The organism is Pseudoduganella sp. jia 12, from assembly GCF_055502675.1.
Map to the genome: position 1 here is coordinate 118,310 of NZ_JBUXKP010000003.1, position 15,690 is coordinate 133,999.

The following is a 15,690-nucleotide window of genomic DNA, read 5'->3' on the forward strand; positions in this document are numbered from 1 at the left end:
ACTACGTTGACTTCAATCCTTGTAGATCGGCCCGGCCAGCACGAACGGCCCGCCCTGGAACGTGGCGCCGATATCGTCCGCCGGCGGCCACGCGCCTGTTTGCGGGAAGCGTTCGGCATAAGCGCGCGAACTGTGCTTCGGCACGAACCCGAGATGCGCGGCCTGGCCGTTGTCCCACCAGCGCACCGTGTTGTCCGACACGCCGTACGTGATCGTGTGCCCGACGCGTGGGGTGAACAGCGCGCAGCGCACCAGCTCCACCAGGTCGTCGTGGGCCAGGAACGTGACCATCATGCGGGCGTTGCGCGGTTCCTCGAAAGAGGAGCCGATGCGCAGGCAGACGGTTTCGATGCCGAAGCGGTCGAAGTAGTAGCGCGACAGCGCCTCGCCGAAGCATTTCGACACGCCGTAGAGGCAGTCGGGGCGCAGCGGCGCGCTGGCGTCGACGACCTGCGTGGTCGGGTAGAAGCCGACCACGTGGCTGGAGCTGGCATAGATGACGCGCTTGATGCCCTGCTTGTGCACGGCCTCGTACAGGTTGTGCAGGCCCACGATATTGGCCTGCACGATCTTGTCGACCTCCTCCTCGACGGAGACGCCACCGAAGTGGAGGACGGCGTCCACACCGTCGAGCAGCGCCAGCACGGCAGCGCGGTCGGACAGGTCGCACCGAACGACTTCCTCGCCCTCCCGCGCAGCCGGGATATCGCGGATGTCGCTGACGCGGACCACGTCGGCCCAGGGCTTGATGCGCTCGCGCAGCAGGGTGCCGAGGCCGCCGCCGGCACCGGTCAGCAGCAGGCGTTGGAAGGGTTTGTGCGGTGTGTCTTGATGCATGGCTGGCTCCGATTGAGGGTAAACGTTTACCAAAGTATATCCAAACCACATCTTGCGTCAATGCCTCTACTACCTCAGATCTGGCGCGAACCCATTTCACAACAACGGCGCTTCCCGCCAAATTTTAAAGAAAACGTTTAACACCCATGGAGACATCACCATGCGCATAACCCTTTCCCTCCTGGCTGCCGCGAGCCTGCTCGGCCCCTGCGCGCACGCCCAGCAACCGCTGGACCGCAGCGTCGCCCAGGCCTATCCGCAGCTCGAGGCCCTGTTCCACAAGCTCGTCAAGGAGCGGGACGGCATCACACTCGACGGGCAAGCCGCCCTGAAGAGCAAGGACAAGTTCTTGCCCGGGAAGATCGCCACCGGCCTGGCCGACCTGCTCGTGCACATGAAGCCGGACGATCCACGCCTGCCCGGCATGCTGCGCGACTATGCCGACCTGGCCGACCTCACCATCGGCATGGACAACGAAACGTGGGGCATCTACTACTACATCGGCGCGCTGCACCGGCTGAAGGAGGCCGGGCTGCTGGAACGCGCGGTGCGCCCCGCCACGCTGGCCCGGCTGCGCGAGCGCCTCGACTGGCGTACCTTCGTGAGCCAACCCGGCTCCGAGCTGGTGGCCCTGCCGACGAATTACTACGGCGTGGCGTTCAGCATCGCCCGGCTGCGCATGCTCATGGGCTGGGAGGATGCGGGCGCCAGCGACGTGCTGCTCGACAAAATGCTCAAGCACTATGCCGCCTATTCGGGCGAGTATGGCTTCAGCGACGAGACCGATGGCCAGGGCCGCTTCGACCGCTACAGCATCCTGCTGGCCGCCGAGATCTGCGAACGCTTCATCGAGACCGGCATGACGGTGACGCCCGAACTGAAGGCGCTGCTGCGCAAGTCGGCCGAGGTGGCGCTAAACAGCGCCACCGCCGAGGGCACCGGGTTCACGATGGGCCGCAGCCTGGGGCCCTACGGCGAGACCGCGATGCTGGAGATCCTGTCCACCGCAGCCTACCTCGGCGTACTGACGCCGGAGGAAAAGGAATACGCCTATGCCTACTCGGCGCGCATCGCCGAGCGCTACATGAACTTCTGGTACGACAGCGGCATCGGTTCCGTCGATCTGTGGAACAAGGGGCGGCGCACGGACACCTATCGGGGCAAGCACCGCATCCTGGGCGAGAACTTCTCGCTGCTGCACCAGCTGATCGCCACCAACGAGATGTGGAACCGGGCGAACATGCAAGGCGTGGCGCCGCGCACGGACCTGGCGGCATGGCTCGAACGCACGCGGCCGAAGTTCAGCCTCACCCGCTTTGCGCGCGGTGAATACGACCGGGCGCTGGCAATCTGGCGCGACAAGGGGCATGTATTCAGCCTGTCGCTGATCAACGGCGGCCAGGGCCAGCATGCGAACAGCCCTTACTATCCCCTCCCCTTCGCGCACGATGTCGTTGCCGGCATCGCCGACAGCGGTTCCGCCCACCCACAACTGCTGCCGAAGTTCACGCTGGCCGATGGCAGCGAGCTCATTGCCACGGCATTCATGAAGGATATCCGCACCACTGCGCGCGGTGCCGGCCACGTGGTCACCTACCGGCAGGACGAGCTCACGCGGCTCGGCAAGAACCTGCCGGTCAAGGATGCCCGCATCCGCGTCGAGACCGAATACTCGCTGCAGCCGGGCGCGATCACGCGCACCGACCGTTACATCCCGGCCGCGCCGCTCGACGTGTCGAACGTCACGCTGGAATTCGCATCGTTCTCGGCCGGCGGTTCGGTGGAAGGCGGCAAGGTGCGCTTCAAGGATGGCGCCGTGCAGGCGTTCGACGTCGTAGCCCCGGGCTCATGTACCGTGCAGCCGGCCGGCGACAGCGCCGGCTATCGCGCGCCTTACGGTGCGATGCGCTCGGTGGTCCGGTGCGGCAGCGGCGCGTTCAGCATGCGCGAGCCGCTGGTCGTCAGCTGGACCATCCGCTACCAGTAGGCACCAGGCCCGGCACCAGGCCCGACAGCCGGCCGGCAATCAGCGGGCCGGATGCTCCAGCGGATTGGCCAGGTTGCGGTCGCCGCCCATGCGCGCGTCCCAGTTATCCGCGGGCAGCGGCGCCGTCGACACCGGGCGTGGCGAATGCCGGTCGTGGATGGCGATCCAGCCGGGCATGCGCGCCGGCCGTTCCTGCGGCGCGCCGGCGGCCCGCTCGATCGCCGCCGGATCGGCGATGCCGTCCACCGCATAGCGCACGAGCCGCTCCAGCGCCGGGTGCTGCACGTCGAAGATCGACGCCATCATGACGAGCGGCGCGGCCGCATACAGGTGGTAATGCAGGGCCTTGCCCGCGCGCGCCATCTCGAGCGGCAAGGAGCCGTCGGGCTGCACCTGGCGCATCGCGTCGTCGAACACCTTGCGCCCCCATGCAAGATAGCGCTGCTCGCCGGTGACGGCGCCCGCGGCCGTTATCGCCAGGCCTTCCCAGTAATAGTGGTTGTTGCGCACGCCCTTGTGCGCGTCGGCGTGGGCAATCGTGACATCCGCCATGCGCCGGAACCAGCCTTCGATGGCTTCACGCTGCGCCGGCGTGGCTGCTTCCCGAACGCGGGCATAGCTGAGCGCGAGCCCCCCGAGCGTCCACTTGCGCGTGTAATACGACTGTTGGGTCGTCATCGTCCCCAGCATCGCGCCGGGGCGCGCCCACGCTTCGAGCCAGCCGAGTGCGCAGCGCGCGTCGGCCATGTCGCGCCCGCGCAGCCATGCACTGGCACGCCGTGCGACGACTTCAAGGAAATCGTTCACCGGCCGGACCGCTGCCTCGTTGCGTGCTTTCAGTACCGGGTCGACGACGGAGCTGCGGGCGTCGGTATAGTAGCGGTTGGCATCGATGTCCCGCACTGGCGGCGGTGGCGCTTCGCATGCCGTGGCACCGCTTCCCGCAAGCGCCAGGAACAGCATGGAAAAATGCAGCCAGCCGCGCGGGCGGAGCCCGTGTCCATCGGTATGTGAGCCAAGGCGCTGCAATGGAGTCTCCCGGGAAAACGATTACCAATGCTACCTCCCGCGCCGCGCGGAGTAAAGCGGATGATGTGCTGCTATAGCAGCTTCTCCATCAGCACCGAAGCGAGGGCGATGCCGCTGCGGTGCGGGTACAGCTCCTTGCGGATGGCGGCGAACCCTGCCCGCGCGTAGAACGGCACCGCGTTCAGGGAAGCCGACAACGGGTTCCCGCGGCTTGCCATCCCGCGTCAGCGCGCCATGCTCGGGCGCTTCGCGTCGTAGGTCCAACCGGGAACCAGGTAGCGCATCGCTGCCGCATCATCGCGCGCACCGCCGGCCACGCGTTTGTACAGTTCATGTGCGGCGTAAATGCGGTCCATGTCCGGCTCGATGCCCAGGCCCGGCTTTTCCGGCACCTGCACCTGGCCGCCCACGATGCGCAGCGGTTCGCGGGTGAGGCGCTCCTCGCCCTCCTGCCAGATCCAGTGCGTGTCGATGGCCGTGATGTCGCCAGGCGCCGCGGCCGCGCAGTGCGTGAACATCGCCAGCGACACGTCGAAGTGGTTGTTGGAGTGCGAACCCCACGTCAGCCCCCAGTCGTGGCACAGCTGCGCCAGCCGCACGGACCCCTGCAACGTCCAGAAATGCGGATCCGCGAGTGGAATGTCGACCGCCCCCAGCAGGTGGGAATGCGCCATCTGGCGCCAGTCGGTGGCCACCATATTGGTCGCCGTGCGGATGCCTGTCGCGCGCCTGAATTCGGCCATCGTCTCGCGGCCCGAGTAGCCATTTTCGGGGCCGCACGGATCTTCGGCATACGCGAGGATGTGCCCCTTGCCACGGCAGGCGGCGATGGCTTCGTCCAGCGACCACGCGCCATTGGGGTCGAGCGTGGCGCGCGCATCGGGGAAGCGTTCCTTGATAGCCGCCACGGCCGCCACTTCGTCGTCGGGGCGCATCACGCCGCCCTTGAGCTTGAAGTCCCGGAAGCCGTATTGCTCGACGCTGGCCGACGCCAGGTCGGCGATCGCCTCGGGCGTCAGCGCTTCCTCATGGCGGGCGCGGTACCAGCCCTGTTTGCCTTCGCCCGACAGGTATGGCAGGTCGGTGCGGCGGCGGTCGCCGATGTAGAACAGGTAGGCAAGCATGGGCACCTGGGTGCGCTGCTGGCCGGCGCCGAGCAGTTCGCACACGGGCACGCCGAGGTGCTGTCCCAGCAGGTCGAGCAGCGCCGCCTCGACGGCGGCCACCACGTTTTCCAGGCGCAGGTTGATCTCGTGCGGCTGCTTCATCACCGCCTCCTCGGCGGCGTTCGTGACCTGGTGGTTTTCCTTGCCGGCGATCGCATTGCGCATGGCGTTCAGCGTGCGGTTGTAGCGGCCGATCGCGGTGCCGGTCACCAGCGGCACGGCTTTCTCCAGCGCCGCCAGGATCCCCGCCGAGCCGGGCACCTCGCCCATGCCCACGTGCCCCGCGCTGTCTTCCAGCAGCACCAGCACGCGCGTGAAGTACGGCGCGTGCGCACCGCAAAGGTTGAGCATCATGCTGTCGTGCCCGGCGACGGGAATGACTTGCATGCGGGTGATGGTGGGGGTACTCGTTGCGTTCATCATGCCTCTCGCGGTGGGAATGCAGCTGGGATCCTAGGATATTACCCAGAGTTTAGCGGAATTCTTTCGCGCTGCGCCAGCGGTTTTTCGCAGTTGTCATACGGATGACGCCAGGGAAATCTTGCCACGGCGGCCGGCTTTCGTGCTGGTTCCCCCATGCTAGAATGGCCGCCCATTTTTCGCTTCCTCTTCATCCCTACGCCCATGAGCCTCGAGAGCCTGTCCGCCACGTTTTCCCTGGACCGCTCGCGCAGTGCCACGTCGCAGGTCTATGAATTCCTGCGGCAAGCCATCGTCTCGCTGGCCCTCGCGCCCGGCACACCGCTGTCACGTACCCAGGTGGCCGAAAGCCTGGACCTGTCGCCGATGCCCGTGCGCGACGCCCTGTCGAGGCTCGAGAAAGAGGGATTGGTCGAGATCCTTCCGCAGCACCTGACGCGGGTACGGGGCATCGACGTGGACGCGGCGCGCCAGGTGCACGTGCTGCGCCTGGCCGTCGAACTCGAGATCGTGTTCGGTCTGGCCACGGCAGCCGACCCTGCGGTGTCGAAAACCTTGCTCGCCAGCGTGGCGCAGCAGCGCGCCTGCCTCGCGGTGGACGATTTCGGCGGCTTCATCGCGTTCGACCAGGAATTTCACCTGGCCATGTACCGCGCGGCGCGGCTGATGAATGTGTGGCACATGATTCGCAACGCCAGCGGCAATCTCGACAGGCTGCGGCGCCTGCACGTGCCCCTCAACGGCAAGGCGCAGGGTGTGCTGGAAGAGCACACCGGCATCGCGCGTGCCATCGGTGACGGTGACCCCGCCGGCGCCCAGGCATGGGTGCGCCGCCACCTGTCGGGCACCTTGGCGGAGCTGGACAGCCTGCGCGAACGGTATCCGGACTACATGCTGCCGATGGCCGATTTCATGGAGCAGGCCCAGGGCTGACGAGTGGTCCCGCCGCCTCGGCCATGAGCATTGAGGGTCAATCGCGTCGCGTCAGTGATGCCCTGCCCCGGCACTGCTGTACAGCCGCTCGAATTCGACCATCGGCATCGGCCGCCCCAGCAGGTATCCCTGCAGCGTATCGCAGCCGCTGTCGACGAGGAAGGCGCGCTGCGCCTCGTGTTCGACGCCTTCGGCGACGATGCCGAGCTTGAGCTTGTGGGCCAGCGCGATGATCGCCTCGACGATCGGCGTGGCCTCGGCATCGAGGTGCACGTCGTGCACGAACGAGCGGTCGATCTTCAGCGCGGTGAGCGGAAAGCGCTTGAGGTAGGCCAGCGAGGAATAGCCGGTGCCGAAATCGTCGAGGGAAAAATGCACGCCCAGGCGGCACAGCGCGTGCATGCGCTCGATGACCGACGCCACGTTTTCCGCGAAGACGCTCTCGGTCAGCTCCAGGCACAGCTTCTCCGCCGGCGCGCCCGTTTGGCGCAGGATGCCGGCCATGCAGGACGGCAGGTCGTCGTTGCGCAGTTGCTGGGCGCTGACATTGACAGCCAGTTCGAGTTTGCCCAGCGTGCGATCGGTGCGCCAGCGCGCCAGCGCCCGGCAACTTTCCTCGAACACGTACTGGCCAAGCGGCACGATCATGCCCGACGATTCCGCCAGCCCGATGAATTCGTCGGGACCCAGGAGTTCGCCCTCGCCGCGGCGCCAGCGCAGCAGCACCTCCGCCCCTACCAGCTGCCCCGCGGCGCTGAATTGCGGCTGGCAGTACAGCACGAACTGCCCCGCCGACAGGCCGTCGTGCAGGGCACGCTCCAGCGCCGCCTGCTGCTCGGCCGTGGCCTGCATGGCGGGGTCGAAGAACCGGGCGGTATTGCGCCCTTCGGACTTGGCCCGGTACATGGCAAGGTCGGCCTGCTTGAGCAGGGTTTCGATGTCGGGCGCGGCCCCGTCGAACAAGGTGGCGCCCATGCTTGGCGTGCTCAGGAACAGCCGATCGTTCAGGTAGTACGGCTGCCCCAGCGCGGCCAGCAGCTTTTCCAGCACGAGATGGGCTTCGTTCGCCGCTTCGTGCGCATCGATGCCCAGGTCCTCCAGCACCACGACGAACTCGTCGCCGCCCAGGCGGGCCAGCTGGTCGCAGTGGCGCAGCGTGTGGCGCAGGCGGTCGGCCACCTGGCGCAGCAGCATGTCGCCCAGATCGTGGCCCATCGTATCGTTCAGCAGCTTGAAGTTGTCCAGGTCGATGAAGACCACGGCGCCCAGTTTGCGTGAACGCTGGCTGCGCGCCAGCGCCTTGTGCAGTTCCTCGGTCAACATGCGGCGGTTGGGCAGACCGGTCAGGTGGTCGAAATTGGCAAGTTCGTGGATGCGCTGCTCCGCCAGCTTGCGTTCGGTCAGGTCGGTATTGGTGCCGGACAGGCGCACCGCCCGGCCGTGCGCATCGCGCGAGACGAAGCCGCGCGCCAGGGCCGGGAAATAATGCCCGTCCCGGTGGCGCAGCCGGAACTCGAAGTGGTAGCTCTCGCTGGCGCCGCCGACCACTTCTTCCAGGAAGCCGACGACGCGCCCCCTGTCGTCGGGGTGCGTCAATGCCAGCCAGAGCTCCGCCGTGGTCGCCAACTCCCCCGGCTCGTAGCCGAGCATGCTCCACCAGCGGTCGGAATAGTACATATCGCCCTTCAAGAGATCGTAATCCCAGGGCGCGTCCGTGGATCCCTGCAGTACGAGCCTCAGCCGCTCTTCCGACTTGTGCAGGTCCTGTTCCGCCTGTTTCAGGCCCGTGCAATCCGTGAAGCACACGACAACCCGGCACAGCGCGCCGCCAGCGTCGCGTTCCGGATAGGCGTTGCAGATCACCCAGCGGACGAAACCCGCCGCCGGCAGGGGAAGGCCGAGAAGGACCTGCGATTGTTTCAGGCCCGTGCGCAGCACGACATTGACAGGAAACTGCGCCGTGGGGAGCCGCGTGCCGTCGGCCGCGAGGAGATGCCAGGCATCGCTGTTGGCGGCCGTGCCGCGCAATTGCTCGATGCCTCGACAGACGAGCTCGCAAGCGAGGTGGTTCGCATTCAGGATGCGACCCTCGGCGTCATGCACCACGACGCCCGCCGGCAGGTGATCGAGGAGGTCATCGAGCCGGCACTGGATGTCCTCTGCGTTAGTGGAAGCCATGAGCGTCACTATCAAGTTGCGATACACCTGATGGTAACACGGCTCTTTTGATACATGGTACAAACGCACGCACGCGCACCACATCGGCGCGGGGCATGCGTGACCGCACGCCAACCCTGGCGCGGCACCGGGCGCTGCCCGATCTCGCCAAGGCTTGCGATGTGATACTGTGAGGCGACGCCTACGTGTCGGCCAGGGAAAAAATGAAAATACAGGTTCTCGTCGTCACCATCCATGCGCTCGACCGTACCAGGCTGGACGCATTGCAGCATTCGCTGGAATCCGACGGCAGTGTCACCTTTCGTTACGTCGACAGTATTGCTGTCGCGATCGGCCCGGCGCGCACCCCGTTTCCGGACTTGATCCTGGTGAATCTCCTGCAGGTCGGCTGCGCACCCGAACAGGCGCTCGACGCGCTGACCATTGCCTTCGATGCGATTCCCGTTGCCATCCTGACGGAAGAACATGCCCCGGCAGGCCACGTGCCGGCGGGCGCACGCGGGTACAGGCCGCGTATCGCGCTGGGAACGGCGAGCTGGCTGCTGCTGTGTGAAGTGTTCCATGCCATGATCGCGGCGGCAGTCGCGCAACGGGCCGCCGCGCAGGCCTGCAACAGTGACAGCACCATCCTCGATGCGATCGCCGATGCCGTGATCCATACCGATGCGGATGGGAGGATACGGTATCTGAACAATGCCGCCATGCGGCTGATTACGGCAACCCGGCAGGAAGCCACGGGCACGCCTGTCGCTGCGCTGATGACGCTGCATGACCACACCACGCTCGCCCCCCTGGAACATCCGGTCCTGCGTGTGCTTGCAACGGGAGAGACGATCCGTCTTCCACGCGGGACCATGCTGCTGCGTTCGGATGGCACCGAGATCATCATCGAGGACTCGACCGCCCCCGTCCTGTCCCGGTCGGGAGCGATCGACGGCGCGGTCATGCTATTCCATGATGTAACGGATGCCCACGAACTGCGCGCGCAAGTCGACTACCTGGCATGGAACGATTTCCTCACCGGCCTTCCCAACCGGTTTGCGGCGCAGCGTCACCTGAATCGCATGCTGCTCGACGCACAGGCGAGAGACTTGCCGCTTGCCGTCATGTACCTCGACCTGGACAAGTTCAAGCTGATCAACGATACGCTCGGCCACGCGGCCGGCGATGCCGTGCTCGTTTCGGTCGCCGCAAGGTTGCGCAGCTGCTTCCGCCTGATCGACCTGGTCAGCAGGCAGGGCGGGGACGAGTTCGTCATTCTCATGGCGCCGGGAGCGGGCAGCGCCGATGCGAGCCGCGCGGCGCAACGCATCCTGGCTGCCATCTCGTTGCCGCATGAAGTCGATGGCAAGGAACTACATGTCGGCACCAGCATCGGCATCGCGCTCTATCCCGAACACGGCACGACCGGCGAGACCCTGCTGCGCCACGCCGACACGGCTTTGCATGGCGCCAAGACCGCAGGCCGAAACGCGACGCGCTTCTTTTCCCAGGATCTGTTGATTTCCGCTATCCAGCGCAAGGCGCTGGAAGACGGTTTGCGACATGGCCTCCGCGCTGCCGAGTTCGAGCTGTTCTACCAGCCAAAAATCCGCATGGCGGACGGCATGCTGTGCGGGTGCGAAGCCCTGCTGCGCTGGCGCCATCCCGAATGGGGCTGGGTCAGCCCGGCGCAATTCATCCGCAGCGCGGAAGAATCCGGCATGATCGTTCCCCTGGGCAGATGGGTACTGGCCGAGGCAATCAGGCAGGCCAAACTATGGGAAGCAGGTGGGCGCCTGGCGGGGCCCATCGCCATCAACGTTTCCGCGCTGGAGTTGCGGCAATCGGGGTTCGTCGACGGTGTCGAATCGTACCTGGCCAGCGCGTTGCTGGCTCCCTCGAGCCTGCAACTGGAGCTCACGGAATCGACACTCATGCGCGATGCCGGCGGCACCGGCAGCATCCTGGCCCAGCTCAAGAAGCTGGGCCTGTCGCTGGCGATCGATGATTTCGGCACCGGGTATTCGAGCCTGAGTTACCTTTCCGAGTTACCGATCGATTTGCTGAAGATCGACCGCAGTTTCGTCCACGGGATCGACCGGTCTGAACCACGCAAGCAGGCATTGCTGCGAGCCGTGCTGGCGCTGGCCGACAGCATGGCCTTGCCGGCGGTCGCGGAAGGTATCGAAACCCTTGGCGAAGAGCGCTTCCTCGTCGATTCCGGCTGCACGCAGGGACAAGGCTATTTCTACAGCCGTGCCCTCGATGCGAACGCGTTTGAAAAGACCTACCTGATGCCGGTGGCCGGTGCAGCCTGACCAAGGCGCGGCGTGGTGGTGGCATGCCGCCTGCGATGCGGTTCGGTCAGCACGCGCACGATGGTCGTGGCGTGCAGCCCGTAGATTCGCAGCAGTTGCTCGGCATGCCGCCGGTCTTCGATCGGAGCAAGCCCTATCGCACGTTCGACCGCGTAGGCAGCCGCTACGTTCGTCCTTGGCGTGACGGGACCAGGGCTGCCATCGGCCAGGGTTTTTGCCCGCTGCGCCATGCCGCCACCGGGACCGCGCGGCAACGCATTCCCGGCGGCGGGATGCCCTGAATCGGTTCGGCGACGCGGACCGCCACGGCCAAGGACACGCAAGGCCACGGCGCGCGTGGTGCCGCGCAGGCGCAAGTAATGCCAGGCACTGACGCAACCCCATAAGGCATCGATCCGGATCGCTGCATCGATATGGCAGGCCTGGAACAGATCGCTCCTTCGCTGGGGGGCCATCGCGTGGCCATGTTCATCGAGGGGGGATGACGGGACAAACACATTGTCCATCAGTGGTTGCGAGCCTGGGCATGGGGTGCCGCCACGACGTTCGCCCTTGCATCGGACGCGACGGCGGCGGCCTCCGCCGGCGTCGCGTTGCGGGGCCACAGGAACCAGGCCACGGTCACGGCAAACACCATCAGCGCGAGCACGGTTTTCGTCATGATCGCGACGCAGGACGCCCGGCGTGGCCGGACTGGCCCCTGCCTGCGCCCTTCCGCTTCATTGCGCCGCTCCATCGGCGACCGGGAAAGGCCAGTGCAGCGGATAGCACTCGATCCACGAACGGGCATCGATGAATGCCCTGTCGTGGGCCTCGTTGTCGCTGTTGAAGCGAATGGCCGGGGAGCTGCGTTCATGGCGCAGCTCGCCCGTCGCGCCAACCTTGATACTGATGAGATACATGATCCGTTCGCCGAGGGAATGGCTGCTCACGTCGATGACGTGGCCCCGATACGCTTGCATTGGCATGGTTGCTTCCGTAATGATGAGAATGGCCCGGCTGCGGTTGCAGGAACACGGGAACGATCGTCCGACCACGGGCGGGAACAACGGACATGGCAAGCGAAGATGGCCACCGGCCGAGATGACGGGAGCCTGCGGACAGGCAATCGGGGACGGGCGGTACCTATCGACACAGTGTACCCGATTACCGCGGGTCCACGCTGGCAGCGCCAAAAAGAATGGAAAGCCGGGTACCATTCCCGCTGGCAAAGGAGGACACCGCATGACCGACTGGATCGACCTGACGCGCAAGCTGGACGAAGACCTGTGGATCTACCGGGAAGATGGCTATGCCGACCCGCCGCTGGTGGTCGAACGCTGGGCGGAACGCGCCACCGCGGGTTTCGAGGTATGGCGCCTGCAGCTGGGCACGCAGACGGGCACCCATATCGATGCGCCCTGCCACTTCGCCGATGGCGGCGCCACGCTGGAGGCCCTGCCCGCCGGCGCGTGCATCGGCACCTATCGCCTGGTCACCGCCGGCGAACTTGCCGATCCGGACTTTCGCATCGGGTGGAACGGTGAAAGCCACATCCTGCTCGATGCGCGCACGCCGCACCGGGCAAGCACCCAAGCCATCGATGCGTTGCTCGCGCTGCCGCCCCCGATGATCGTCATGGTCGGCAACGTGAAAGTCGACCATGACGATCCGCTGTGGTTCCACCGGCGCGTGGCGCAGGCGGGCAAATTCCTCGCGGAAGATACGCTCGACGACATTGCCGGCCTTGCGGCCGTTGGCGACATCGTCGCCCTGCCCTTGCGGCTGACGGGGGTCAGCGGCTCGCCAGCCCGGGTGATGGTGCGGGCACACGAAACCGCGCAAGCTGGACGCGGATGGCTTGCAGATCCTCGGGCGCCTCGCCCGCCAGGCATCGCATGAAGTGAGCCGCGCGGCGGTGCGGCGCAAGTAACGCCGTCCCCGGGCGGTATCTCCACGGCAGGCAACGGTGCGCGCAGGCAAATCCTGCTAGCATACCGGCCTCAGGCCTGCTGGACAGTACCGGTACCGACCGGGTGCCCCCAGCCGTCCGGATGCAATTCCCTTGCCAACCGGCCACGGCCCACGCGGCGCCGAGGCCATCGACAGAATCGAAGGATCCACCGGTGCTACCAATCGTCAATCTCTTCCTGGGCCTTTACCTGGTCTGGCGGTATGTGTTCAGGTTCCAGCTCAACCTCCCCATGAAAGCCGTGCTCGCGGCCGTGCTCATGGCCCTGATGGAACACCATTGGCTTGTCAGCCGCCTCTTCGGCACGCCCATCGCGTCGCCGGAAATTCCCCGGGCCGCGCTGATCGGCATCAGCGTGGCGTATGGCGCGCTGCTCGTGACGGCGGTACTGCTGTTGCTGGCGGACCTGGCCGGCCTTGCCGCCTGGCTGCCTTCCCGCGAGACGGGACGCAAGATCCTGAAGAACAGGACGGCACCGCACGTGTTCCTTGCCGTGGGCATCGTCATGGCGGGCATCGGGGTGGCGCAGGCGATCAAGGTGCCGGCCGTGAAGCCGCTCGAGGTCCACCTGGCGGGGCTGCCGGCGGAACTCGATGGCTACCAGGTCGCCCACCTTACCGACCTGCATTTGAGCCGGCTGCTGCAGGCGCCGTGGGCGAAGGGCGTGGTCGCGGCGACCAATGCGCTGGGCGCGGACCTGATCGTCATCTCGGGCGACCTGGTCGACGGCACGACCGCGGCCCGCGCCGCCGATGTCGCGCCGCTCGCATCGCTCGCGGCGAAGGACGGCGTATTCGCCGTGGCGGGCAACCATGAATACTATGCCGACTACATGTCGTGGATGCGCAAGTTCGACGAGCTGGGTATCGACATGCTGGAAAACCGGCACGTGGTCGTGCGGGACGGCTTCGTGCTGGCCGGCGTGCCCGACCAGGTCAGCGCAAAGCACGGGCAGCGCGTTCCCGACATCGCCGCGGCCCTCGCCGGCAAGCCGGCCGGCCTGCCGGTCGTGCTGCTCGACCACCGGCCCGCGACCATCCTGCATAACCAGGGCTTCGGCGTCGACCTGCAACTGTCCGGCCACACGCACGGCGGGCATGCCCGCGGCCTGGACTGGATCGTGGCCCGCTTCAACGCCGGCTTCGTCTCGGGCCGCTATGCGGTCGGCAAGTCCACGCTGTACGTGAGCAATGGCGCGGGCCTGTGGCCGGGCTTCCCGATCCGCCTGGGGCGGCCGTCGGACATCACGCTCATCACGCTGCGTGCGGCAAAGGGTAGCGCTCCCGCAAGCGGCGTATAGGAAGCACACCGGGGGCGCCCCCCCGCCCCCCCCCCCGGATACCGGATCGCCACCGTGGTAAATGTGCCGCGTTCACAGGAACCGCGGCCGGAATCCTCTACACTCGAGCCAGCAACCTGCGTTCCATGACAATGGAACATGAGTCATTGCACGAGCCGACAAGGGGAAAGCATGAACGTGGCGGGCAAGAACATGACAAGCACGCCGGGCGCGCCGGCACTCAGGCAAACACTGGGCACTGTCCAGCTGTGGGGAATCGCCGTGGGACTGGTGATCTCGGGCGAGTATTTCGGCTGGAGCTATGGCTGGGCTTCGGCGGGCACGCTGGGCTTCGCAGTGACGGCGATCTTCATCGCGCTGATGTACACCTGCTTCATTTTCAGCTTGACCGAACTGACCACCGCGATCCCGCAGGCGGGCGGCCCCTTTGCCTACAGCAAGCGGGCGTTCGGCGCCACGGGCGGGTATGTCGCGGGGGCGGCCACGCTGATTGAATTCGTGTTCGCGCCACCGGCGATCGCGCTGGCGATCGGCGCCTACCTGAACGTGCAGTTCCCCGAACTCGACCCGAAGTGGATCGCCGTGGGCGCCTATCTCGTGTTCATGACGCTGAACATCGCCGGCGTGCAGCTGGCGGCCACGTTCGAACTGCTGGTCACCGTGCTGGCGATCGGCGAACTGCTCGTCTTCATGGGCGTCGTTTCGCCCGGCTTTTCGATGGCCAATTTCGTGCGCGGCGGCTGGGCTGGCCAGGATACATTCAGCACGGCGGCCATTCCCGGCATGCTGGCGGCGATTCCGTTCGCGATCTGGTTCTTCCTGGCGATCGAGGGCGTGGCGATGGCCGCGGAGGAAGCGAAGAACCCGCGCCGTTCCATCCCCATCGCCTATGTCGCCGGCATCCTCACGCTCGTGGCGCTGGCGATCGGCGTGATGGTGTTCGCCGGCGGCGTGGGCGACTGGACCAGGCTCGCCAACATCAACGATCCGCTGCCGCAGGCCATGAAGGCCGTCGTGGGCGGCGACAGCGGCTGGCTGCACATGCTCGTCTGGCTCGGCCTGTTCGGCCTCGTCGCCTCGTTCCACGCCATCATCCTCGGCTACTCGCGGCAGATCTTCGCCCTGGCACGCGAAGGGTACCTGCCACGCCCGCTGGCAACGATCCATCCGCGCCTGCGCACGCCGCACCTGGCGGTGCTGGCCGGCGGCGTGGTCGGCATTGCCGCCATCTTCAGCGACGGATGGGTGAGCTTCGGCGGGCAGACGCTGACGGCCAATATCGTCACCATGTCCGTGTTCGGCGCCATCACGATGTACATCACCAGCATGCTCGCCCTGTTCCGGCTGCGCCGCACCGAGCCGGATCTCGTGCGCCCGTGGCGTGCTCCCGGCTATCCGTGGGTGCCGGCCTTCGCCGTCATCGCGGCGCTCGTCTGCCTGGTCACCATGGTCTACTACAACTTCATGATTTTCTGCGTCTACCTCGGCCTGCTGGCCGCCGGCTACGCGGTGTTCCTGTTCAGCCGCGGCAGGCATGCTTCGCGGGCAGGCCTGTGGCAGGATGGGAACTCCTGACCGCACACTTTCAC

At 66.4% G+C, this 15,690-nt stretch carries 14 protein-coding genes; 6 read left to right on the top strand and 8 right to left on the bottom strand.

Going from position 1 to position 15,690, the window contains the following annotated elements; translation table 11 throughout:
* Positions 1-12: 12 nt before the first annotated feature.
* Positions 13-837: an NAD-dependent epimerase/dehydratase family protein gene (locus tag ACY65G_RS06580; protein WP_464996567.1), complete on the bottom strand. Its 825-nt coding sequence runs from the start codon at positions 835-837 to the stop codon at positions 13-15.
* Positions 838-997: 160 nt separating this feature from the next.
* On the opposite strand from ACY65G_RS06580, the gene ACY65G_RS06585 reads away from it, so the two are divergent.
* Positions 998-2,824: a hypothetical protein gene (locus ACY65G_RS06585; RefSeq protein WP_464996568.1), complete on the top strand. Its 1,827-nt coding sequence runs from the start codon at positions 998-1,000 to the stop codon at positions 2,822-2,824.
* Between the two features lie 39 nt (positions 2,825-2,863).
* Here ACY65G_RS06585 and ACY65G_RS06590 read toward each other — a convergent pair whose 3' ends face one another.
* The 3 genes from ACY65G_RS06590 to ACY65G_RS06600 all read right to left on the bottom strand — a co-directional run bounded on the left by ACY65G_RS06590 (position 2,864) and on the right by ACY65G_RS06600 (position 5,442).
* On the bottom strand, positions 2,864-3,787 hold the full coding sequence (locus tag ACY65G_RS06590) for an alginate lyase family protein (RefSeq protein ID WP_464996569.1): 924 nt from the start codon (positions 3,785-3,787) through the stop codon (positions 2,864-2,866).
* 137 nt (positions 3,788-3,924) lie between these two features.
* Positions 3,925-4,050, bottom strand: coding sequence for a hypothetical protein (locus tag ACY65G_RS06595; RefSeq protein WP_464996570.1), 126 nt, complete (start codon positions 4,048-4,050; stop codon positions 3,925-3,927).
* Positions 4,051-4,077: 27 nt separating this feature from the next.
* Positions 4,078-5,442, bottom strand: coding sequence for an enolase C-terminal domain-like protein (locus tag ACY65G_RS06600; protein WP_464996571.1), 1,365 nt, complete (start codon positions 5,440-5,442; stop codon positions 4,078-4,080).
* A gap of 201 nt (positions 5,443-5,643) precedes the next feature.
* Between ACY65G_RS06600 and ACY65G_RS06605 the strand changes: the two genes are divergently transcribed.
* Complete coding sequence (locus ACY65G_RS06605) at positions 5,644-6,372, top strand: GntR family transcriptional regulator (protein ID WP_464996572.1); 729 nt, start codon at positions 5,644-5,646, stop codon at positions 6,370-6,372.
* A 51-nt stretch (positions 6,373-6,423) separates the two neighbouring features.
* On the opposite strand, the gene ACY65G_RS06610 is transcribed toward ACY65G_RS06605, so the two are convergent.
* On the bottom strand, positions 6,424-8,550 hold the full coding sequence (locus ACY65G_RS06610) for an EAL domain-containing protein (RefSeq protein WP_464996573.1): 2,127 nt from the start codon (positions 8,548-8,550) through the stop codon (positions 6,424-6,426).
* A 185-nt stretch (positions 8,551-8,735) separates the two neighbouring features.
* Between ACY65G_RS06610 and ACY65G_RS06615 the strand changes: the two genes are divergently transcribed.
* Positions 8,736-10,850 carry a putative bifunctional diguanylate cyclase/phosphodiesterase gene (locus ACY65G_RS06615; protein WP_464996574.1) on the top strand — a complete coding sequence of 705 codons (2,115 nt, stop codon included), beginning with the start codon at positions 8,736-8,738 and terminating at the stop codon, positions 10,848-10,850.
* Here the strand turns inward: ACY65G_RS06615 and ACY65G_RS06620 are convergent.
* From ACY65G_RS06620 to ACY65G_RS06630, 3 genes are read right to left on the bottom strand one after another with little or no spacing between them, the layout of a single operon-like run.
* Positions 10,820-11,356, bottom strand: coding sequence for a hypothetical protein (locus tag ACY65G_RS06620; RefSeq protein ID WP_464996575.1), 537 nt, complete (start codon positions 11,354-11,356; stop codon positions 10,820-10,822). The two genes, ACY65G_RS06615 and ACY65G_RS06620, sit on opposite strands and share 31 nt — an antisense overlap.
* Positions 11,356-11,511: a hypothetical protein gene (locus ACY65G_RS06625; RefSeq protein ID WP_464996576.1), complete on the bottom strand. Its 156-nt coding sequence runs from the start codon at positions 11,509-11,511 to the stop codon at positions 11,356-11,358. The genes ACY65G_RS06620 and ACY65G_RS06625 overlap by 1 nt, the downstream gene beginning before the upstream one ends.
* Before the next feature lie 58 nt (positions 11,512-11,569).
* Positions 11,570-11,818, bottom strand: coding sequence for a hypothetical protein (locus tag ACY65G_RS06630; protein WP_464996577.1), 249 nt, complete (start codon positions 11,816-11,818; stop codon positions 11,570-11,572).
* A 256-nt stretch (positions 11,819-12,074) separates the two neighbouring features.
* Between ACY65G_RS06630 and ACY65G_RS06635 the strand changes: the two genes are divergently transcribed.
* The 3 genes from ACY65G_RS06635 to eat all read left to right on the top strand — a co-directional run bounded on the left by ACY65G_RS06635 (position 12,075) and on the right by eat (position 15,676).
* Positions 12,075-12,731, top strand: a complete 657-nt coding sequence (locus ACY65G_RS06635; protein ID WP_464996578.1) for a cyclase family protein — start codon at positions 12,075-12,077, stop codon at positions 12,729-12,731.
* A 224-nt stretch (positions 12,732-12,955) separates the two neighbouring features.
* Entirely contained in the window at positions 12,956-14,101 is a 1,146-nt protein-coding gene (locus tag ACY65G_RS06640) for a metallophosphoesterase (protein ID WP_464996579.1), read from the top strand.
* 171 nt (positions 14,102-14,272) lie between these two features.
* Positions 14,273-15,676, top strand: a complete 1,404-nt coding sequence (gene eat / locus ACY65G_RS06645; RefSeq protein WP_464996580.1) for an ethanolamine permease — start codon at positions 14,273-14,275, stop codon at positions 15,674-15,676.
* The last annotated feature ends 14 nt before the right edge of the window (positions 15,677-15,690 follow it).